The sequence below is a fragment of the Sneathiella sp. HT1-7 genome, from assembly GCF_020731145.1.
GTDB lineage: Bacteria > Pseudomonadota > Alphaproteobacteria > Sneathiellales > Sneathiellaceae > Sneathiella.
In genome coordinates this window covers 361,432-383,135 of the sequence record NZ_JAJFZN010000001.1, presented here as the reverse complement: position 1 = coordinate 383,135, position 21,704 = coordinate 361,432, and the positions used below count along the sequence as shown (strand labels likewise).

Below are 21,704 nucleotides of genomic sequence, written 5' to 3'. Positions count from 1 at the left end.
GAGGGATTTATGTTAGGTTTCGACAAACAGATGCCGGTAGCGCGGGCAGGGGGCGAATCAGCCATGGGTAAGGCCACGGATCAAAACGGTGACGGCGGGAATGGCTTCTCTCTCAAGAAAATGTTGCCGTTGCTGCTCATTGCGGTGGCCATTGGTACATTTTTTATTCTGGGCCTTGATGATTATCTGACGTTCCGGGCGCTCAGCGATAATCGCGACCGCTTGATTGATTTTGTATCGGCAAATTTCCTGCTGGCTGCGCTTCTCTATATGGGGCTCTACATTGTCGTTGTTGCATTCTCGCTACCGGGCGGCTTACTGATGACAGTAACCGGCGGGTTTCTCTTCGGATGGGTTGCTGCGGGATTCATGACAGTTTTTGCGGCGACCTTCGGTGCGACACTCCTGTTCCTGATCGCGGCAACTTCCCTTGGTGAACCTCTTCGCAAGAAAGCGGGTCCGAAACTGAAAAAGCTCGAAGACGGGTTTGCAGAAAACGCACTCAGCTATTTGTTGTTCCTGCGTTTGGTTCCGTTATTTCCGTTTTGGCTCGTCAATATCGCGCCAGCGTTTTTGGGGGTGAAACTCAGCACCTACATCATTGGGACATTTATCGGCATCGTTCCGGGAACCTTTGTCTTTGCCTTTCTTGGCGGGGGGCTCGACAGTATTATTCGTGAACAGCAAGCCAAGTATCAGGCTTGCATGGATAGTGGGCAGAGCGGTTGCGTGCTGGATTTCCAGATTACGTCCCTTGTGACGACGGAGATACTATTTTCATTCTTTGCGCTTGGTGTCATTGCTCTTTTGCCGATCGTCCTGAAGAAATTCCGAAATAAAGCGTAGGAGCATTCCTTATGGCAAACCAGGTCAAGACAGATATTTGTGTGATTGGCGGCGGTTCTGGCGGTCTTTCTGTTGCAGCAGGCGCGAGCCAGATGGGGGCGAAAACAGTTCTTATCGAAGGGAGCAAGATGGGCGGCGATTGCCTGAACTACGGCTGTGTCCCGTCAAAGGCGCTGATCGCTGCGGCAAAAAAGGCGTCGTGCCTGAAGAATGCCAGCGACTTCGGTATAACAGGACAGGCGCCAAGCGTTGATTTTCCGAAAGTCATGGATCATGTACAGGAGGTTATTGGGTCTATCGCACCCCATGATTCGGTTGAGCGTTTCGAAGAGCTGGGCGTTGAGGTGATTCAGGGCTATGGCCGTTTTGTTTCAGAAAATGAACTCGAAGTTGGCGATACGCGGGTAACTGCCCGCCGTTTTGTGATTGCAACAGGATCGAGCGCGACGGCCCCACCCATCCCGGGCCTGGAAGACGCCGGATATCTGACTAATGAAACGATTTTTGAAAATCGTGTGCAACCTGATCACCTGATCGTTATTGGTGGCGGGCCGATCGGCCTTGAAATGGCGCAGGCTCACGCCCGGCTCGGGTCGAAAGTAACAGTGCTAGAGGCGTTCAAGGCATTCGGCCGGGATGATCCTGGTTTAAGCGCTGTCGTCCTTAAAACCCTCCGGGAGGAAGGGGTCGATATTCGTGAAGGAGTAAAAATATCCGACGTAAAAAAAGATGCGGGCGGTGCCTATCAGGTCTCACTGGGTGAAGACTCATCGGCGGAAGTGCTGGTCGGATCGCATTTGCTTGTCGCCGCCGGGCGCAAGGCAAATGTTGAAGGCCTTAATCTTGAGGCAGCAGGTGTGGAATACTCCCCCAAAGGTGTAACTGTTGATTCTCGCCTGCGCAGTACAAATAAGAAGATCTATGCCATTGGCGATGCCGCCGGTAGCTATCAGTTCACTCACATAGCCGGGTATCACGCCGGAATCTTTATTCGAAACGCGCTCTTCCGTCTTCCTGCAAAGGTCGATTACAGTGCTGTGCCCTGGGTCACCTTTACCGATCCGGAGCTAGCCAATGTCGGCCTGAGTGAAGATGCTGCGCGCGAACAATACGGGGATAAGATAAAAGTCCTCTCCTTTCCTTTTGCTGATATCGATCGGGCAAGGGCGGAACGGCAAACGGACGGTATGATCAAGGCGATTACCACTGATAAAGGGCGTATATTGGGTGCAGGTATCGTTGGCCCACATGCGGGCGAGTTGATTCATCCCTGGGGCGTCGCGATCACCGGGAAGCTCAAAATTGGGACAATGGCGAGCTATATAGCGCCTTATCCCACACTCGGTGAAATCAGCAAACGGGCAGCGGGTAGCTACTATACACCCAGCCTTTTCAGTTCTCGCACCCGCGCGGTGGTGAAGTTTCTCTCTTTCTTTGGATAGCCTTTTCGATAACGCGTTCGTTATCGCAGTTGATTCGGAATCCAGCCTCAAAAGAGGCATTGTTCCGTTAAGCAATAATTGCTTGACGGGATATCAGAAATTAACAGGAGAGACTTATGTTCAAGGAAGTATTAACCGCCGCCGCGATCGCCTCTATGGCTGCAACTGCGGCAATGCCAACTGCAATGGCCGGCTGTGCACCGAAAAAAGCGTGTAACGCCTGCGCCGCTAAGAAGGCCTGCAATCCCTGTAACCCTTGCGCCGCAAAGAAAGCTTGTAACCCGTGCAACCCTTGCGCTGCGAAAAAGACCTGTAATCCTTGTAACCCCTGCAAGGCTAATCCATGCGCTGCCAAAAAGAGCTAATGCGCAGGAACAGAAGTATTTCGAGTATTTAAGCGTTTGCATCGGATCGGCCGGTATCATTAAGTTGATACCGGCCCACTTTTTTGATCTATTCTGAAGAATGGCTTTATTGCGAAAAATAGTTGCGCCCTTCCGCAGTCTCTCCGCGCGGCTGCTGATCTTGACGCTTGTTTTTGTCATGCTGGCAGAAGTTTTGATTTTCGTGCCGTCCATCGCCTTTTTTCGGCTGAACTACCTCGTCAAGAAAACAGACTTTGCCCATCTCGCAACCCTTTCACTGCTGGCGTCGCCAGATAATATGGTGTCTGAGGAACTGCGGGAGGAATTACTGTTCCGTGTCGGCGCCCGAAGTGTTGTGCTGCATGGCGCGAATTCGCGGCTCCTGATCCTGAGTGAGAATATGCCGCCCGCCATCGATGCGGAATTCGATCTCGCCCACCAAAGCCCATTTACCCTGATCGAGCATGCGTTTATGAGCCTGATGGTCGGGCCGGGGCGGATAATCCGGATTATCAGCCCGATCGAGAACGAGCCAAATTCCATGCTAGAAGTGGTTATTGACGAGGCTCCCCTGATAGATGCCATGTATGATTATGCATGGAATATTTTCTGGTTGTCCCTGATTATCTCGACCCTGACGGCAATCCTTGTCTATTTGACGCTTCATTGGCTTATGGTGCGACCGATGCGACGTTTAAGCGAAAGTATGATCGCCTTTCGCCGCGCACCGGAAGATATCAGTACTGCCGTTGTCCCCTCCGGTCGGCGCGATGAAATCGGTGTTGCCGAGCACGAACTTGAAATCATGCAGACGCGCCTTCGGGCGGCCCTGAAGCAGAAGCAACATCTTGTCGCGCTTGGTACAGCCGTCACCAAGATTAGCCATGACCTTCGAAACATCCTCTCCACCTCCCAGATTGTCAGTGACAGTCTGTCCGAGGTGAAGGACCCGAAAGTGCAGAAGGTGGTTCCCCGGTTGATGACAAGTATTGATCGGGCGATAGATCTTTGTACGCAGACTTTAAAGTACGGCCGGGCCGATGAGCAGGAGCCAAAAAAAGAGCGGTTCCTTTTGGAGCCACTGGTGAATGAGGTAAAAACATCTGTGGGGCTGCGGGAAAATAATGGCATTACTTGGCGGAATAAAATTCCGGCGGGGTTAATGTTGAACGCTGATCGCGACCAGTTCTATCGGATCCTGCTCAATCTCTGCCGGAATGCGGTGCAAGCGATGGAGGGGGATGGCACCATTGATATCCACGCCTTGCGCGCGGGTTCGCGGACCTTGATCCGAATATGCGATTCTGGACCGGGCTTGCATGCAAAGGCGAGGGAGCATTTGTTCGAACCCTTCTCTGGTTCCGCGCGTGCAGGCGGCACAGGGCTCGGCCTTTCCATCGCGCGCGAGCTAATTGTTGCTCATGGTGGAGAGGTCACGCTTGAGCGGACCGGTAGCTCGGGCACAATTTTTTGCATCGAAATACCTGATTAACGCAATGTAAACGCTCCTTCGATAGGCTGGCCGGGTAAACTTGGGCCAGTTTGTTCGGATGATAGGTATTCTGCATGACGACTATGCGGGCTATGACAATAATGGGGTTAATTGGGGCTGCCGTCACGATAAGCGGTTGTTCCAGTGATATTTTCAAAACGGTCGACAAAAATGTCGCCGGCATCTTTGGCGATTCCTGTTCTTTCACCAATCTTTCTTCTGGGGATGACTTCTGCCCAAGCAAGAAAGAGACATTCGTCCAGCCGCCACTTTACTGTTATAAAACGCTCGGCAGTGTTAATTGCTACCGCGAAGAAAACCCCTATGTAACGGAAAAGTCGCTTAGGGTGCGTAAAGTACCGGCACTGGTGTCCGGTGGCGTGGAAAATATCTCCGTTGAAGAATTCGAACGTTTGCAAGCCGCAAAGGCAGATACGGTCTCTGCTGACTAGCCGCGTTGATTTTTTCTCGAAACGCCGCTGTATTTGCCGCATAAAATTGCTACCTTATAGATAATTGACAACAAGGAGGCAACGCGGAGATGGCATGGAACCCGGAACAATATACTCTTTTCTCCGATCATCGGCTGCGTCCAGCGCTGGATCTGTTGTCGCAGGTGCCGCTTATTTCGCCTTCCGTTATCTATGATCTTGGTTGTGGTACGGGAAATGTCACGGCGCTCCTCTCGCAACATTGGAATGAGTCGATTATTACCGGCATCGACAGTTCCGAGGAAATGCTCGCCAAGGCACGTCGCGATCACCCGTCCATCGAATGGAAGCTCACGGACATCGGTCGATTTTCCCCGACCAGCAAGGGTAATCTGATCTTCAGCAATGCGGCACTTCACTGGCTGGACGATCATGAAAATCTATTTCCCAACCTTCTGAAGCAACTGCGCCCAGGTGGTGTGCTGGCCGTGCAGATGCCGAATAACTTTTCCGCCCCGTCTCATCAGAATTTGTATGATCTCGCCCAGTCCCCGGAATGGATCGACAGGCTGGGGCATCTGGTTCGGCCCGCACCGGTACACAACATCAACTGGTATTTCGATCTATTGTCGCCACTGGCAGAAAAAGTCAATATCTGGGAGACTACCTACTTTCAGGTCCTGAAAGGTAAGGACGCCGTTCTGGAATGGACAAGGGGCACCGCGCTTCGACCATTCCTCGCGGCTCTGGGCACAGAAGAAGCAGAGTTGTTCGAAAGCCAGTATGCCGAAATGCTTCTGGATTCCTATCCTGTCAGTCAGGATGATTCGACCCTGTATCCATTTTCCCGTCTCTTTATTGTCGTACAATTGCCCGAAGACTAATTAATGCGCATCACCGGTAAGCACAACGCCTTCGCGCCGCGGGTCTGCGCCGCCTTCAAGACCACTATTCGTAATCCGGATGCCATGAAGCCCGCTGTTGAGAGCGCGGACTTTGACGTCGTGGCCCATGGCTTCCAGCTCAGATTGGAGGTCTTCAAGGGGCGTGTCTGCTTCAATGTCGAGAGAGCCATTCCGGTTTATGAAATGAGGCAACGCGATAGCCGACTGCATGTCCATATTCCAGTCGAGTGAGGCAACAATTGTTTTCAGGACATAGCCGATAATCCGGCTACCGCCGGGAGACCCAATAACCATCTGCAGATTTCCGTCCCTGTCGAACACCATTGTTGGGGACATGGAACTGCGCGGCCGTTTGTTGGGCTCAATCCGGTTGGCGACGGGTCCGTCTTCCGTGGCGGGGTAGAAGGAAAAATCGGTCAGCTGGTTATTGAGAATGAACCCGTTGGTCATGAGGCGGGAACCGAACACATTCTCAACGGATGTGGTCATGGAGACGGCATTGCCCGCGCTATCCATAATGCTGAAATGGCTGGTGGAGGGAAGTTCGATCGCGTTATCCAAGCCGAGGGAGCCTTGTTTCTCAACCGGGTTACCCGCAGAAAAGGGCAAAGGTGATTCGCCGGGTTTGACTAGCTTGACCCTATTTTCAACATATTCCTCGCCCAGTAACCCCTTGATCGGTATATCGATAAAGTCTCCATCGCCAAGATATTTCCCGCGATCGGCGAAGGCAAGGGCGCTTGCTTGCGCGATAAGATCGATTGCCTCAGCGCTACTCGGGCTGATTGTGGGCATATCCCATGTCTCAAGGACGCGCAAAGCTTGTAACAGCGTAATTCCGCCGGACGTTGGCGGCCCCATGCCACATACATGATGCAGGCGATAAGGCGCACAAACCGGCTTTCTTTTTATCGCCTGATAATTTGCCATATCGTCGAGTGTGAGCAGACCTGGATTCTGGTTATCGCTGCGGACTGTCTCGACAATCGCTTTCGCTATATCACCGCGATAAAATGCCTCCGCTCCGCCCCTGGCGATTTTTTTTAAAGTTGCTGCAAGGGCGGGATTTTTGAGGCGGGTGCCTTCGGGTTTCGCAGTCCCGTCGGCGTTATAGAAGTAAGTGGCAGCTGCAGCCTTGGTTTTCAGGTATTTATCCCGGTCGAGCAGGTAATGAAGACGTGGGGAAATAAGAAAGCCTTCATCTGCCAGCTTGATCGCCGGGTCGAACAGGTCCTTCCAGGGCAGGATCCCATATTCCTTATGTGCTTTTGCCAGCATGGCGACAACCCCGGGAACGCCAACTGATCCGCCTCCGACGACCGCCTCATAAAATTTCTTGCGGGTACCGTCTGTTTTCAGGAAATGTGTTTCTGTCACAGCGGCGGGCGCAGTCTCCCGCCCGTCATAAGTTTCAAGCTCCTTTGTTTCGCCATTGAAATGGAGTAAAAACGCGCCGCCGCCGATGCCGGAGGATTGTGGCTCTACTAGGGTCAGCACCATCTGAGTGGCAATCGCCGCATCGACCGCACTACCGCCGCGCGCGAGCATATCCCGTCCGGCTTCAGCTGCGAGCGGGTTGGCAGCGGCTATCATGAATTTATTGCCGGTTTCTGCCCGAGTTGGTGAGGAGAGTACCACGCAAAACAACGCAAACGTCAGCATTCGGCAACACGGAGACATCTGGAACAGGGAAAGGGCGGTCATGAAAAAGAACTCCTTGTTAGAAATTTTTGCGGCCGCGAAGATAAGTTGACCGATTGTTTGGCCAAGGCTAACGTTACGGAAACAAAAGCAAAAGATAAATATCATGAACAAACCTGGCACCAAAAATCTTATAACAGATGTTGATGGCGTAAAAATTGGCAATGCCGAAGATGCACGGGCAATGACGGGTGTCACGGCGATTATACCTGATACGCCTGCGGTTGCCGGGGTCGATGTCCGTGGCGGCGGCCCCGGGACCCGTGAAACTGAGGCGCTTAACCCTGACTGTCTGGTGGAACGGGTGGAAGGTATCGTTCTAAGCGGTGGATCTGTCTTCGGACTGGAGGCGGCGGCCGGTGCCGTTATGGCGCTCGCGAAACAAGGGCGCGGCTTCGATGTGAGAGGCATTCGTGTCCCGATTGTTCCGTCGGCTATTTTATTCGATCTGGCCAATGCCGGTAGTAAGGATTGGGGGGATATGCCTCCCTATCGTCAACTCGGAATGGAAGCCGTGGAAAATGTGACGGATGATTTTCCTCTTGGCAATATTGGCGCAGGGTACGGCGCCGCCGCCGGTAAGATGAAAGGCGGATTGGGGAGCGCCTCTCTGATCAGTGAGGACGGTGTGCAGGTCGGGGCGATTTTCGCTGTAAACCCGGTCGGCAGTGTTGTTATGCCCGGAACGCGTCATTTTTGGGCTTGGCCGTTCGAGCAGAAATCGGAATTTGGTGGCATGGGGTCACCCGATCTTGCCGGGGATATATCATTGGATATGCCGACCGAGTCGCGCCTTGCCGAAAATACAACTATTGGTGTTGTCGCAACGAATATTGCCCTAACAAAATCAGAAGCCAAGCGAGTCGCCATCATGGCCCATGATGGCCTTGCGCGTGCAATTAGGCCTGTACATACCCCCTTTGACGGCGATAGTATTTTTGCAATATCGACGGAAAAAGAAGAGTTATCAGGCCCAAGACCATTCGGTGTGGCGAAGATCGGCACAATGGCTGCCGATTGTGTCGCAAGATCCATTGCCCGGGCTGTTTATAACGCCAGAAGTTTAGGCGGATTGCCGGGATATATGTCCTAAATATTGAGGTTTTATACAAGGGAGAGAAGTCTATGAAGAGAATACTTATTGCCGCCGCCCTTGCTGGTGCCGTGTTGGCGCCGCTATCGGCTCAGGCAGCGAATGACACTGTTACTTTCGCCCAGCGGTTGGAGCCGCCTGGGCTTGACCCGAGAACTGGCGCAGCCGCAGCGATTTCGCTTACCACACTTTATAATGTCTATGAGGGCCTGACCCGCATGGATGAAAAAAGCATGATCCATCCGGCTCTTGCGGAAAGTTGGACCATCAGTGATGACGGCCTTACCTATACCTTTAAGTTGGTCGAGGGAGCGAAATTCCACGACGGTGCGGATTTCGACAGCTCCGACGTTAAATACACGTTTGAGGCCAACGCCGCTGAAGACAGCCAAAATAAGCGTAAAGATCGCTTTGCCAATATGGAAAGCATTGAGACGCCAGATGCTAATACTGTGGTTATCAAGCTTAAAGAGCGCCGCCCGGCCCTACTTGAGCAGTTGAGCGAATCTACAGCCGTGATTGTCGATCCGGCATCGGATGCGACCAACGCAACCAATCCGGTTGGCACGGGTCCGTATAAAGTTGCAAGTTGGACGAAAGGCGATAGCCTGAAGCTGACGGCGGCTGATACCTATCGTGCCAAAGACGACGTTGCGATCAAGAATGTCACGATCCGCTTTATCAGTGATGGTCCGGCGCGTCTTGCTGCGCTGCTCGCTGGCGATGTGGATGTTGCGGATATCCCGAAGGAGCTGATCGGCAGTGACGCCCTGAAGGACGATTTCAATGTTGTGGTCGGAAACACAAACGGTGAAACCATTCTCAGCACCAACAATGCGGATGAAGCACTTTCAAAGTTGAAAGTCCGTCAGGCAATCGCACATGCGATCAATCGTCAGGAACTGATTGATGGTGCGATGTTTGGTTTTGGAACGCCAATCGGAACGCATTTCGCACCACATCATCCGGATTATCTCGATCTGACTGGAACTTATCCATTTGACCCTGAAAAATCCAAGCAGCTTCTTGCCGAGGCAGGATATCCGGACGGATTGGAGCTTTCATTGAAGCTACCGCCAGTGGATGACTACGCCCGTAAAGGTGGACAGATTGTTGCAGCACAGCTTGAAAAAGCCGGCTTCAAAATCAAAATTGAGAATGTTGACTGGCCGAAATGGCTTGATGAAGTCTACAAAAAGAAAAACTATGACCTGTCAATTGTCTCGCATGTAGAACCAATGGATATTGGCATTTACGCTCGTGAAAACTACTACTTCAATTATAATAATCCGAAGTTCAACGAAGTGGTTGCCGCAGCTGAATCTGCAGCTTCACCAGCTGAACGCACAGAACTTTTGCAGACCGCGCAGAAGATTCTGGCTGAAGATGCCGTAAACGGCTTTATGTTCCAGTTGCCGCGTGTGGTTGTGGTTCGCAATGGGCTGAACGGTGTATGGAACGATCTGCCATTCTTCGTCACCGATGCGTCACGGATGTCCTGGAGTGATTAACGTCCTTTAGGTCTATCAAACGCTGTAAAAAAAACCCGCTGGCTCTCACCAGCGGGTTTTTTTGAAGAAGGAAAATTGACGAAACCTTCTTCGCGGTATTTGGAAATTTATGCGGCGGCGGATTTGCCGGCGCCAAGATAGTTTTCCAACTCGTCAGCACCACCGATTTTCTGGCCGTCGATAAAAATCTGCGGTGTGGTCAGGACGCCAGAAACGGCTCTCAGGGAGCGCATTGTTGCATCGCTACCGAGAATGATTTCCTCATATCCAAGACCGGCTTTCTCCAATGCAGCTTTGGCCCTTGTACAATGGCCACAGCCCGGCTTTGAAAAGACCGTAATCGCCTTTGGCTTCTCTGCGCTCGGGCTCAGATATTCGAGCATTGTGTCCGCATCTGAAACTTCAAACGGATCGCCTTCGACATCAGGCTCAATGAACATTTTTTCTATGACGCCGTCATTGACCAGCATTGAATAGCGCCAGCTCCGGTTACCAAAGCCAAGATCATCCTTATTTACAAGCATGCCCATGCCTTCGGAGAAAGCGCCTGTCCCATCCGGGAGGAAGGTAATGTTCTCAGCTTTCTGGTCTTTCTTCCACTCGTTCATGACAAATGTATCGTTGACCGAAAGACAGATGACTCTGTCGACGCCAGCTTTCTCGAGAGTCGGAACAAGCTCGTTGTATCGGGGGAGATGCGACGAAGAGCATGTTGGTGTAAAGGCTCCGGGAAGAGCAAACAGGACAACTTTCTGGCCTTTGAAAAGCTCATCCGTTGTCACATCGCACCAGCTATCGCCGTCACGTGTCTTGAAGGTGACATTCGGGACTTTCTGTCCTTCCATATTTTTCATCTTTTTAACTCCATCAGTATGCAAATTCTTGTCGTGAGCCATATATATTCAGCTCAGAAATTTATGCAAGTAGTTTTTAGAATTATTTTAATATATGAGATGTGAGACCTAAAAATACCCGATAACATCTCGTCGAAACTATCATTTCAGTCTGCTCTCTGCCTGCAAAAGATTTCAATTGGCAGTAATTGCCGCTGGTCATCATCGATGGCAGTTGATAGAGTTTGCCGAAGGCGGTTCTATCGATTTTATCGGTCAGTTAAAAGGGAATATAGTGAGGACGGTTTAGCGTCCAATTCTATGGCTGCCCCCGCAACTGTTAGCGCGAAGGGGCTTTCAAAGATGCCACTGGATCATTCTGGGAAGGTAGAAAGCACCGTGATAGCGCAAGCCAGGAGACCTGCCGCTGACAGGACGTAAAGACAATTCGTCGGGTGAGACGAAAACAGGAGAATGACATGCGATATAGAATAGCGGCGACGACAGTGCTTGCTGCACTGATGGTTCCAACACTGGCTTTTGCGCATCATCCAATGGGTGGCGCGACACCTAGTAATTTCACGGAAGGTCTTTTGTCAGGCATTGGGCACCCAATTATCGGGATCGATCACTTGGCCTTCGTGGTTCTGGTCGGCTTGGCAGCGGTCTTTCTGACACGAAAATATATTGCGCCTCTTGCCTTTATTCTGGGAACAATTGCCGGATGTTTGCTGATCACAAATGGAGTGGCGCTTCCCTTCGCTGAACTGGTGATCACCGGATCGGTTATTCTTCTGGGCGCATTGGTGGTGTCGGGTAAGAAAATCCCTGCGGCCCTTCATATGGCGATCTTTGCTATTGCCGGCCTGTTTCATGGCGGCGCCTATGGTGAGGCAATTGTTGGTGCAGAAAATACGCCGCTTGTTGCCTATCTCATCGGGTTCGCGGCTATTCAATATTCAATTGCCATCGGCGCTGGATTTATTGCTGAAAAAGTCTGGCACGCTACTGAGACCGCAGCGGCAAAGCCACGCATTGCTGGTGCTGTTGCCGCCGGTGTCGGCATTGCCTTTTTCGTTGAGAATGTCGAAGGCATGATCTTCGGATAAAGAATATTCGGTCGCGGAGGCGGCTCTAGAAAAGAAAAAGCGACGGATTTACCGTCGCTTTTTTTATTGCCGTAATAGTCAGATTTTACCGGACGTATACATGTACCTCGTTAGAGGCAACATTTGCATTCGCTGTGCTGGCAAGTTTAACGCGCGACGCAGGCAGGCCCATGTCAATGAGAGACCTAAGGACCCGTTCAGCATTTTGCACTGACTTCACCTGATTGTTAGCCAGATTGCTGTTCAGCGGTGCAATGGAGACCACATCGAAAGAAGATTGCGGCCGTTCCTGCATGGTGCGGCTGATCGCATCATAGAGAGCCTGTTCATAGGCGACATCGTCCCGGTCGAAGCGGATAATTACCAACGCCTGACGTTCCCCAGATGTCGTATCCGCCGCCTTGGCCGTTTCAAGGTAATTACGCGTGCCAGCGCTTGATCCCAAGAATCCACCGTTCTTGATTGCGATCGACGTGTTGGTGAGGTTCATCCGCTCAGTACCCACATAGGCTGTCTGGCGGTTAATATCATTGGTGAGCTGGTTAAGGAGACGGTTTGTCAGGACGGAAGTCCGGCTTGTTTCATCCTCCAACACCGTCAACTGGCGGTGATCTTCTTCTATCGCGCCGCTAAGCTCAAAGGCGGACTGTACCGATTCGAGCAAGAAACCAACCTCACCCGCGTCCCCTGCGACTGTATTCGCAAGGTTGTTCATCTCCGAAACATCCGCCGCAATTTTTTCCAGGTCGCTTTGGGCTTCATTCCACTGGCTGATCAGGATCGGGTTACCCTTGGTCGTGCCGATCTGAAGGCGTGCATTGATGGCGGCCATGGTTCCGTGATAGCGCTGCGACGTTGCGGTGGTCGAGGCTTCCATTGCCTCGAATTGGGCGCTGCTCTGGTTGACGCGTGCCTGCAGAGCCCGGAGGCTGTCACGCAACGTTTCAACCCGCTGTCCAACGACAGTGCCCGTACTTGGCGCTGTGGTGACCTCCGGCAGTTGGAACCGGCTTGCTGTGGTAGCCTGTGGTGCGGGCGCAGCTCCGGCTGAAGAGGCAGATGCCAAGGCCGCTTGTGTCGCTGTGGGATCTGCGGACATTGCCGCCTTCTCTGCGCTGGCAACGGCTTCCTGGCCCGATTTCGTGGGCGCCGGATCGCCCGCCAGGGGCGGTAGCAGTTTTTCATCAACAAAAGAGCAACTCGCGACGAGTAACACGGCGCTGACTGCAACGGGACGGGTAAGGTTGAGTACCATGGTTGTAAAACACTCTTAGTTTCTGTGCGCGCAAAAACCCGGTAGCGGGAGGGCAATTTCGCCGTTCCATGCCGAGCGGTTATTGTAACCGGAAATCAGTGGCAGATAGTATCTAATGAAAAGCGTGGCGACAAGAAGCGATTTCGACACAACTTTTTAAGAAAATCTGGTTTAATCGCTTGCATTGCCTCCCCCTTTTGATTAATTTCCCGATCCTCAGGCAGGCGCCACATGCAATTCGCGCCTTGCTGTCGGTCAAAGACAGGCTGGCAAATAAGCACCGGTAGCTCAGCTGGATAGAGCACTAGACTACGAATCTAGGGGTCGGGAGTTCGAATCTTCCCCGGTGCGCCACTTTCTTTTTGTCACTCTATACCGATGCGGCCTGACATGTCTCGCATAGTAGATGCGTTAGGACGACGCCCCTTCTTTCCGTTTAGAGATCACTTTCTCGATAACCTCCGAGTTTCTTTCGCCCCAGCCGCACAGCGGGACCATAGCTTCGATGAGGCTCTCGCCAAATGGCGTCAACGTATAGTCGACACGTGGCGGGACTTCTTTGTAATCCGTGCGTAAAACGACACCATGCGCCTCGAGTTCCTTTAATTGCTGGATTAGCATCTTGTGGCTGACGCCGCGCACTTCCCGCTTTAACTCGCCGTACCGCTTTGGTCCATGGCCGAGGAAAAAGAGGATCAACGGCTTCCACTTTCCGCCAATGATACGCAGGGATGCGTCGAGACCGCAGATAAAGGGGGATGGTTCTGTGGATTCTGTATTCATTCCTTATACTTACCAAAAGGTGCATACTTGTCAAAAAGAAACTATCCCATATCTCCAGATTAGTTTCAAATAAAGGAGATCAAATCATGGGTAAGCTTGAAGGAAAAACAGCTGTCATCACCGGTGGCGCAAGCGGGATCGGCCTGGCGACAGCTAAGCGGTTTTTGGCCGAAGGCGCATTTGTCTATATTTTCGGGCGTCGGCAGGATGCTCTGGACGCTGCATTGGACGAACTTGGCACAAACGCACGCGCAATTCGTGGCGACATCACGAACCTGGCGGATCTGGATAATCTGTTCGAAACGGTGAAAACTGAGAAGGGCGGTGTCGATATTTTGTTCGCCAATGCCGGGATTGGTGAGTTTTCCTCCCTTGGCGAGATTTCCCCGGACCATTACGCTCAAACATTTGAGATAAACGTCAAAGGCACGCTATTTACGGTTCAAAAGGCGCTTCCGCTGCTTGAGTCTGGCAGCTCAATTATCCTGACAGGGTCGACTGTGGGGGTGACGGGTACGCCCGCTATGAGCGTTTACAGTGCATCAAAAGCAGCAGTTCGTAACTTCGCCCGAAGCTGGGCTCTCGATCTCAAGGGCACGGGTGTCAGGGTCAATGTCCTCTCCCCTGGGGCAACGGAAACGCAAAAGCTCAAGGATATTTTTGCAACAACCGGGGTGGAAGATGAAATTGTCGCAGGCTTCATTGAAAAGACGCCCTTGGGCCGGATCGGCGATCCTTCCGAAACGGCAGCTGTTGCAGCGTTCCTCGCCTCTGACGATAGCAGCTTTATGACTGGTAGCGAAGTATTCGTCGACGGCGGGTATGCCCAGATTTGATGCTTCGAATGTAGAGATAACAAGAGAATAATCCCTTATTATCTGCCGCCAAGAAAATAAGTATTGGCGGCAGATAAGATCTTGGAGATGAGTGGGGAGTAACCCTATCCCTTCTGCAGTTTCTGCAGAGTGTTCTCCAATACATTCAGGAACTGGCTGCGGTCTTTTTTACTGAACGGGGCGTTGCCGCCTGAGATATCGCCGGTTTCGCGAAGATGCGCGTTAAGGTCGCGCATGGCGAGGGACATGCCGATGGATTGTTCGGTAAAGGCCTTACCAGACGGGCCGAGGACGACAGCAGATTTCTTGAGAGCTCTATCCGCAAGCGGTATATCCGATGTAATAACGACATCACCCGAATTCGCATTTTCGGCAATCCAGTTATCTGCCGCATCAAAGCCATCATCGACGACAATTTGCTCGATAAGCTGGCTTTGCGGAATGCGCATCCAGCTATTGCTGACCACATAGGTCGTCAATTGGTGCCGCCCGGCGACGCGATAAATTTCGTCCTTTACCGGGCAGGCATCTGCATCAATGAAAATCCTGGTCAAGCGGCAGACCGTCTAACTTGCTTGCTGGATGATATTCCACACCCGCTGCGGCGTTGCGGGCATGTCGACATGACGGACACCAAGATCGGCAAGGCCGTCTATAATCGCGTTTATGACGGCGGGCGGCGCGCCAATACACCCAGCTTCCCCACAGCCTTTAACGCCCATCGGGTTCATGGTACAGGGGACCTCGATCGTTTCATAGAGTAGATCAAGCGGGATATTGTCCGCGCGTGGCATGCCATAATCCATGTAGGATCCGGTCAGGAGCTGCCCATCGTCGCTATAGACCGTATGTTCGGTAAGAGCCTGGCCAATTCCCTGACCGACGCCGCCAATGACCTGATTGCGGACCAGAGCTGGATTGACGATTGTGCCGAAGTCATCGACGATGACATAGCGGACAACCTCTGTCGCGCCGGTGAGTTCATCGATTTCGACCTCTGCAATATGGCAGCCGTTGGGATAGGTGAATGCCTCGACCGTGAAGCTTGCTTCTGAATCCAGACCCTCCGCGAGGTTCTCCGGAAGTTGTCCCAGACCTCGGGCGCGATGGGCCAGTTCAAGAATGCCGATCTTGCGGTCCGTTCCGGCGATTGCAAATTCGCCCTCCTCGGCTGAGAACTCGATATCCACAGCCGCCGCTTCAAGGAAGTGGCCTGCAAGCTCTTTCCCTTTATTGATCACCTCGTCACTCGCCGCATGGATGGCCGGTCCTTGCGTTGTGAGGGACCGGGAGCCGCCTGTGCCGCCACCTGACTTGATCTTGTCCGTATCGCCCTGAACAATCTCAATATTCTCAAAAGGGACACCCAGCCGCTCTGCGACAATCTGTGCATAGGCGGTCGAATGGCCCTGTCCGGAGGATTGAGTGCCGACCGCAACTGTTACATGATCATCGTCCTCGAAACGGATAGTGGCAGTCTCAGTTGGGTTGCCGGCAGTTGCCTCGATATAATAACACATGCCGATACCTCGACGTTTTCCGTTCGCGGCGGAGGCGTCGCGGCGATCAGCGAAATTCGCCCAGTCGGATGTTACGAGCGCCCGATCCATAATTCGCTCAAATTCCCCACTGTCATAAACGCAGCCGGTAGAGGTTGTATAAGGGATAGCAGAAACGGGAATGAAGTTCTTGCGCCGGATCTCATCTTGCCCGAGGCCAAGTTCTCGCGCAGCTGTATCCATCAGCCGTTCGATCACATAAATGGCTTCTGGCCGGCCCGCGCCGCGATAGGCATCTACTGGCACTGTATTAGTGAAGACGCCGATGCTGCGGTAATAGAAATTTGGGATGTCATAGACGCCCGGCAGAACTTTTACTGCCGCCATAGTCGGGATCAACGGGCCGAAAGTGGATAGATAAGCGCCGAGGTTGGCATTGGTTTCCACCATCATGCCGGTAATTTTGTGATCGGCATCGAAAGCGAGCTTGGCGCGGGTCACATGATCGCGCCCTTGCGTATCGGAAAGAAACGCGTCGCTTCGTTCCCCAATCCATTTGATCGGTCGTCCTAGCTTGCGGGAAGCCCAGACCGTGACGGCGCATTCAGAATAGAAGAAAAGCTTCATGCCAAAGGCACCGCCGACATCTGGCGTAATCACCCGAATATCTTCTTCGGGAACATGCAAAATCGCGTTGGCAAGCAGGGAGCGGAGGACCCAGCCACCTTGCGTACCCATACTCACGGTCATTTTTCCCGCAGTGCCGTCCCAATCCGCGATCAGGCCGCGGGGCTCCATTGAATTTACGACAACCCGGTTGTTAATCAGTTCAATCTCGGTGACATGGTCCGCCTTGGCAAAGACGTCCTGAATGTTCTTCTCATCCCCCTGATCCCAGTCGAAGGCAACATTGTTCGGGACATTGTCATGGACCAGCGGCTGACCCGGCGCGTTCGCTGTTTTCGTATCAACGACGACGTCCTCTTCTTCGAAATCGACATAGATCAATTCTGCGGCGTCTTTTGCCTGAGTAAGAGTTTCCGCAATAACATAGGCGATATTATCACCCACGTAGCGAACCTTTTCCGTGGCGAGCACCTGATGGCCGGGGTCCGCACGATCACTGCCGTCCCGATTTTTAAGCGGAATCATGCAGGGGAGCTGGTTTGCCTTGTCGGCTTCCAGTTCCTGTCCGAGGATGATGTCTACGACACCCGGGGCCTGTTTCGCCTCGTCAATGTCGATGGAGAGGATTTTTCCGTGGGCGACCGGCGACCGCAGCATATATCCATAAAGCTGCCCATCCAGTGAGATGTCGTCGGTATATTCGCCCGTTCCGGTGATAAGACGAAAATCCTCTTTACGCTCCACTGACTGATTTACACCAAATTTCACCATTTTTCTGTCCACCTTCGTTTATGTGGTGCGCCCACCGTGGTTATCTCACTTTATACTATCAGACGGGGACGAACCGACTTCAACCCCCGAATTGAAAATTTAGGATTCAGACAGTCATTTGGGCTGTTCCCATAAAACACCGTCACTTACAAAATTCTCGATTTCATCATCGCCGAAGCCATGTTCCTTAAGGATGTCACGACCCTGCGCGCCAAAGGCAGGCGGGATCGACTTTGCGGATCCCGGAGTCCGGCTCAGTTTAACGGCAACCCCTGTGCCTTTATAGCCATCCATTTCGACGACCATATTACGATGGCGGGTATGTGGATGATTGATCGCCTCAGGGACAGACATGGCGGCACCCGCGGGAACGCCCGCCGCCAGTAGCTGTGTCGCCACTTCCACTCCGTCTTTGTCAGCAAAAAGCCTGTTCAGAGCCTCATTCAAGGCATTGCGATTTTTCACACGAAGTGAGTTGTCTGCAAATCGTGGGTCGTTCGCGAGTTCCGGCTCACCCAGAGATGCGCAGAGTTTTGTGAACTGGCCGTGATTGCCGACACCAAGGAAGACAGGTGTCGTACGTGTTGGATAAAGATCATACGGAGCAATATTTGGATGCGAATTCCCTGTCAGTTTAGGCGCATTACCAGACATCAGATAGTTTGCGGCATGCGGATGCTGCAGCTGTATCCCCGTGTCGAACAGGGATGCCTCTACCGATTGTCCCTTGCCGGAGACATGCCGTTCGTTCACCGCCATCAGAATCCCGATAACCGCATTCATGCCGGTTCCAAGATCAACCAGTGGGATGCCAAGGCGAACCTGACCGGAATCGGGAGATCCATTGATGCTGATGAGACCTGCCCAGGCCTGAATAACAGCGTCATATCCAGGATATCCACCAAACGGGCCATCTGCGCCAAAGCCGGTAACACGGCAATGGATGAGCCGTGGGAACTTTTCAGAAAGAACCTCGTCATAGCCAAGGCCCCATTTTTCAAGGCTGCCTGTCTTGAAATTCTCAACGATAACATCCGCGTCTTCGAGCAGCTTGAGAAGGATCTTCTTGCCTTCGTCATGGCGGATGTCGAGTGCGATGGACCGTTTGTTACGGTTAGTTCCAGAGAAATAGGCCGCAATTCCGGCATCATTATAGGGCGGGCCCCAGCCGCGTGTCTCATCGCCCTGCGGGGGTTCAATCTTGATGACTTCGGCACCGTGATCCCCCAGCATCTGGGTACAGAATGGCCCCCCGAGAACACGGGAAAGATCAATCACTTTCAAGCCCGAGAGGGCACCTTTACTAGACATGTTGGTCCTACTTCTTATTTTGTTTTTCGTGAAGGGTTAAATATCCTGTGCGGCGTGGGAAGTCACCGGAAATATCGTATCTGCAAAATTCGGGTAGACTTCCGCTACTTTCTCCCGAACGTCCCGGTTGAGCAATTCGAGCAGTGCCGGATCCGGCGGTGAGGTCAGAGGTGTATCTTCTGCATAATCAAAGGAGAATCCTGTATTATCAAGGATATCCTCCAGCGAACTGGTCGGATGAATGGATTCCAGGCGAAAGCGTTTCTTGTCCTTGTCAAAATGAAAGAATGCCTTGCTGGTCAGCAAACCGAAAGGGCCGCCTTTGCGATAGGTCTTTTCATCGGAAATGCCAGGCGCGCTGATGAAATCTACTTTCTCCACCAGAGTTCGCCGGGAATGTTCCTCTCTGAACAGGATCACTTTCGGTATTAGAAAATAAAGATAAGCGGAGCCGAACGTGCCCGGCCATCTCGGGCTGCAATTCGGATAGTTACCGCGCCCCATGAGATTGATATTCGCCTGTCCGTCGATCTGCCCACCGCCAAGGAAAAAGGCATCAATCCGTCCTTGTGCTGCGCAATCAAACAGCTCCCCGCCGCCGCCGGTGAAGAAATTGTTGGCGACGGACCCAAGGATATTGACGAACCTTGGCTTGCCCCAAGCGGCCTTGGCAAGCAGGGCTGCTGCGCCAGGGATCGGAGAGGCGGCACCCACAGCGACGTGATTGCAATCGCGCAGGAGATTGGCAATAAGGCAGATAAGTGCCTTCTTTTCCTCTGCTGTATTCGTCATGCCGGGACCGTCTCCTGTAGAATAAATTCATTGAGATAATCCTGAAAGCCTTCGTCACTCTTGGCCATATCCATATAGCGGCGCATATGGGCGTCATCGACTTCTGCTCCATTCCAGAACGGAAGTGGCCAGCTGCCGTTCGGGGCGACGCTAACTTTGCCAACATAGAGAGCGGGGAGCACTCCGGCTGCCTTTTCCTCCGTCTCGAACAAGCTGGTTTCTGAAATAGCATCGACAGTGACGAATGCGGCCTTTGACGCATGGGCCATATTTACCAACTCCCGCTTGCGTCCGATCCAGACATTGCCATCCCGATCCGCGAGGGGCGCATGAAAGAGGGCAATATCCGGTTGTATCGCGGGAATGGCAACAATCGGATCCTCTTCGTTTGCGAATGGATTTTGTATTACTTTCCAGCCCGGATGGTTTTTCAGGACATCACTTCCCAAGATACCGCGGAGGGGCATAAAAGGTATGCCCTTCTGTGACGCTTGCAGCCCCGTATGAATGGCCGGGCATGTGGCGTCAATGAGGTCAATACTGCCTTCACGCACCGCCTTTGTAAAGCGGGGTGCAGGGCCATATTCACCGAGCGTAAGCGCGGAACTTTCGAATATCTTAACACAACCGGCACCGATCAGCAGTTCGGCTTGTAGCCCGCTGGTTGGAACGCCGACAAGGTGAAGGTTTTTCACGCGACGCCGGATAAGGGCGCGGGTCGCCTCCATGGAAACGCCGGCATAATCCGCCGGAATTGCAACCTTTGCGCCATCTGGAATGGCCATTGCAAAATCTTCGATGGAAACGTCTTCAAAGCCCATGGGCATTTTTTGCTCCTTCTGGTCCGTCCAAACTTACCATGATTGATTTCTAATTTCTTTTATCAGGATAAACGGGGCAGCGCCGATGACAAGGCAAATAATTGAATAGGTGAATACCGCATCATAGCTTCCTGTCAGGTCAAAAATAAGGCCTGAGAAATAGGATCCGCTGGCCATGCCAAATCCGCCCCCGACGGCAATCCCGCCATAAATGGTTCCAAAATTGCGTCCATGAAAGAGAAGTGACGAGATGGAACCAATCATCGGCCCACGCGATCCCATTGAAAGGCCAAAGCAGATAATGAAACCGTAAAGCGGTAACAGGTGATCCGATCGATCTAGCAACCATATAAAAATCACCGCCGCGATTGTTATGACATAGCTGATCATGGCCGTTTTGAAGAGCCCAATTTTTAAGGCGATATATCCCGCGCCGAGCATGCCGACAGGAATAAGCAACCCTGACAAGCCATAATTCACCGACGCCTCAATTGGGGTAAACCCAGCTTCTATAAGGTACGTAACTGCCTGAATAACCACCGAGAACATGCCATTCCCGGTGAAAAAGAAGACGGATGCCAAGCCCCAGAATGGTAGTGTGCGGACCGCCTTGGACATAGTCCATTCTATTTCCGGTTTCTTGACATCGGTAGCCTGCGGACGGGTAAGTTCTGTACTGCCCGCGGCAATGCGACGCCATGGAAGAAATACAACGACAAGAAGGCTAAGAACACAGAAGCCGAGTAGGAGTTCCGCCTGTCGCCAGCCATAATTCTCGATGAAAATCTGCGAAAGGGATAGCCCGATGAGAGTGCCGGCACCCATTGAAGAATAGATGATGGCGAGAGCGAGCGGGATTTGTGTCCTGAACCATCGGCTGGCCATGGCGGCGTTGGGCACATTGCCGCAGCAGGAAGCGGAAAAACCGACGAGCAGGCTGATCGTCAAATAGAACTGCCAGATGTTTGTTGCAAAGCTGGCAAGCATCAGTCCGACGCCAGCAGACAAAATACCAATTCCATAAACGCTGCGCGGGCCAAGCCGGTCAAACAGGATACCGACAAGAGGTCCAGTAAGTCCTGTGATAACTGCACCAAATGAGTAGATGGAGGCCACTGTGCCGCGCGGCCATTGGAATTCGTTACTAAGCGGTGAAACAAGGTTGGGAAAATTTTCGAATGCGAAACGACCGGCTAGCCCCATCAAAAAGCACAGCACGAGAACGCCAATAGCAATTGGAACAAATTCAGTCTTGTTGGGTTGGCTCAAATGCCCCGCTCC

General features: G+C 52.4%; 20 protein-coding genes, 1 tRNA gene and 1 riboswitch. Of the genes, 10 read left to right on the top strand and 11 right to left on the bottom strand.

Features of this window, described 5'->3' with window-relative positions:
- Positions 1-9 precede the first annotated feature (9 nt).
- Positions 10-846 carry a TVP38/TMEM64 family protein gene (locus LKE13_RS01835; RefSeq protein WP_227947987.1) on the top strand — a complete coding sequence of 279 codons (837 nt, stop codon included), beginning with the start codon at positions 10-12 and terminating at the stop codon, positions 844-846.
- 11 nt (positions 847-857) lie between these two features.
- The gene (locus tag LKE13_RS01830; RefSeq protein ID WP_227947986.1) at positions 858-2,288 is read left to right on the top strand and encodes a dihydrolipoyl dehydrogenase family protein; all 1,431 of its coding nucleotides are present in this window, start codon (positions 858-860) and stop codon (positions 2,286-2,288) included.
- Positions 2,289-2,388: 100 nt separating this feature from the next.
- On the opposite strand, the gene LKE13_RS01825 is transcribed toward LKE13_RS01830, so the two are convergent.
- Positions 2,389-2,622 (bottom strand): hypothetical protein, encoded by a 234-nt coding sequence (locus LKE13_RS01825; RefSeq protein WP_227947985.1) that lies wholly within the window; start codon positions 2,620-2,622, stop codon positions 2,389-2,391.
- Between the two features lie 140 nt (positions 2,623-2,762).
- Between LKE13_RS01825 and LKE13_RS01820 the strand changes: the two genes are divergently transcribed.
- From LKE13_RS01820 to LKE13_RS01810, 3 genes are all read left to right on the top strand, one after another.
- Entirely contained in the window at positions 2,763-4,145 is a 1,383-nt protein-coding gene (locus LKE13_RS01820; RefSeq protein ID WP_227947984.1) for a sensor histidine kinase, read from the top strand.
- A gap of 74 nt (positions 4,146-4,219) precedes the next feature.
- Positions 4,220-4,597, top strand: a complete 378-nt coding sequence (locus LKE13_RS01815; protein ID WP_227947983.1) for a hypothetical protein — start codon at positions 4,220-4,222, stop codon at positions 4,595-4,597.
- Between the two features lie 89 nt (positions 4,598-4,686).
- A complete protein-coding gene (locus tag LKE13_RS01810) occupies positions 4,687-5,460 on the top strand; it encodes a methyltransferase domain-containing protein (protein ID WP_227947982.1) in 774 nt (257 codons plus the stop codon).
- Here the strand turns inward: LKE13_RS01810 and ggt are convergent, their stop codons facing one another.
- On the bottom strand, positions 5,461-7,185 hold the full coding sequence (ggt, locus tag LKE13_RS01805; protein WP_227947981.1) for a gamma-glutamyltransferase: 1,725 nt from the start codon (positions 7,183-7,185) through the stop codon (positions 5,461-5,463).
- A 103-nt stretch (positions 7,186-7,288) separates the two neighbouring features.
- Here ggt and LKE13_RS01800 point away from each other — a divergent pair, with 103 nt between their 5' ends.
- On the top strand, positions 7,289-8,275 hold the full coding sequence (locus LKE13_RS01800; protein ID WP_227947980.1) for a P1 family peptidase: 987 nt from the start codon (positions 7,289-7,291) through the stop codon (positions 8,273-8,275).
- A gap of 32 nt (positions 8,276-8,307) precedes the next feature.
- Complete coding sequence (locus LKE13_RS01795; protein ID WP_227947979.1) at positions 8,308-9,786, top strand: ABC transporter substrate-binding protein; 1,479 nt, start codon at positions 8,308-8,310, stop codon at positions 9,784-9,786.
- Between the two features lie 107 nt (positions 9,787-9,893).
- Here the strand turns inward: LKE13_RS01795 and LKE13_RS01790 are convergent, their stop codons facing one another.
- Positions 9,894-10,640, bottom strand: a complete 747-nt coding sequence (locus tag LKE13_RS01790) for a glutathione peroxidase (RefSeq protein WP_227947978.1) — start codon at positions 10,638-10,640, stop codon at positions 9,894-9,896.
- A 217-nt stretch (positions 10,641-10,857) separates the two neighbouring features.
- Positions 10,858-11,063, top strand: a riboswitch (cobalamin riboswitch).
- A 35-nt stretch (positions 11,064-11,098) separates the two neighbouring features.
- Between LKE13_RS01790 and LKE13_RS01785 the strand changes: the two genes are divergently transcribed.
- Complete coding sequence (locus tag LKE13_RS01785) at positions 11,099-11,728, top strand: HupE/UreJ family protein (RefSeq protein ID WP_227947977.1); 630 nt, start codon at positions 11,099-11,101, stop codon at positions 11,726-11,728.
- 85 nt (positions 11,729-11,813) lie between these two features.
- Here the strand turns inward: LKE13_RS01785 and LKE13_RS01780 are convergent, their stop codons facing one another.
- Positions 11,814-12,983 carry a hypothetical protein gene (locus LKE13_RS01780; RefSeq protein WP_227947976.1) on the bottom strand — a complete coding sequence of 390 codons (1,170 nt, stop codon included), beginning with the start codon at positions 12,981-12,983 and terminating at the stop codon, positions 11,814-11,816.
- Positions 12,984-13,260: 277 nt separating this feature from the next.
- Here LKE13_RS01780 and LKE13_RS01775 point away from each other — a divergent pair.
- Positions 13,261-13,337 (top strand) — tRNA-Arg (locus tag LKE13_RS01775).
- 57 nt (positions 13,338-13,394) lie between these two features.
- Here LKE13_RS01775 and LKE13_RS01770 read toward each other — a convergent pair.
- Positions 13,395-13,766, bottom strand: a complete 372-nt coding sequence (locus tag LKE13_RS01770; protein ID WP_227947975.1) for a winged helix-turn-helix transcriptional regulator — start codon at positions 13,764-13,766, stop codon at positions 13,395-13,397.
- An 86-nt stretch (positions 13,767-13,852) separates the two neighbouring features.
- Here LKE13_RS01770 and LKE13_RS01765 point away from each other — a divergent pair, with 86 nt between their 5' ends.
- Positions 13,853-14,602: an SDR family NAD(P)-dependent oxidoreductase gene (locus LKE13_RS01765; protein WP_227947974.1), complete on the top strand. Its 750-nt coding sequence runs from the start codon at positions 13,853-13,855 to the stop codon at positions 14,600-14,602.
- Between the two features lie 104 nt (positions 14,603-14,706).
- On the opposite strand, the gene LKE13_RS01760 is transcribed toward LKE13_RS01765, so the two are convergent.
- The 6 genes from LKE13_RS01760 to LKE13_RS01735 all read right to left on the bottom strand — a co-directional run bounded on the left by LKE13_RS01760 (position 14,707) and on the right by LKE13_RS01735 (position 21,692).
- Complete coding sequence (locus LKE13_RS01760; protein ID WP_227947973.1) at positions 14,707-15,156, bottom strand: YaiI/YqxD family protein; 450 nt, start codon at positions 15,154-15,156, stop codon at positions 14,707-14,709.
- Between the two features lie 12 nt (positions 15,157-15,168).
- Complete coding sequence (locus LKE13_RS01755) at positions 15,169-17,499, bottom strand: xanthine dehydrogenase family protein molybdopterin-binding subunit (RefSeq protein ID WP_227947972.1); 2,331 nt, start codon at positions 17,497-17,499, stop codon at positions 15,169-15,171.
- 114 nt (positions 17,500-17,613) lie between these two features.
- Complete coding sequence (locus tag LKE13_RS01750; protein ID WP_227947971.1) at positions 17,614-18,810, bottom strand: CaiB/BaiF CoA transferase family protein; 1,197 nt, start codon at positions 18,808-18,810, stop codon at positions 17,614-17,616.
- Positions 18,811-18,846: 36 nt separating this feature from the next.
- Positions 18,847-19,602, bottom strand: coding sequence for a CoA-transferase (locus LKE13_RS01745; RefSeq protein ID WP_227947970.1), 756 nt, complete (start codon positions 19,600-19,602; stop codon positions 18,847-18,849).
- Positions 19,599-20,429 carry a CoA transferase subunit A gene (locus LKE13_RS01740; protein WP_227947969.1) on the bottom strand — a complete coding sequence of 277 codons (831 nt, stop codon included), beginning with the start codon at positions 20,427-20,429 and terminating at the stop codon, positions 19,599-19,601. Before LKE13_RS01740 ends, LKE13_RS01745 begins: the two co-directional genes overlap by 4 nt.
- A 27-nt stretch (positions 20,430-20,456) precedes the next feature.
- Entirely contained in the window at positions 20,457-21,692 is a 1,236-nt protein-coding gene (locus LKE13_RS01735) for an MFS transporter (protein WP_227947968.1), read from the bottom strand.
- Positions 21,693-21,704 lie beyond the last annotated feature (12 nt).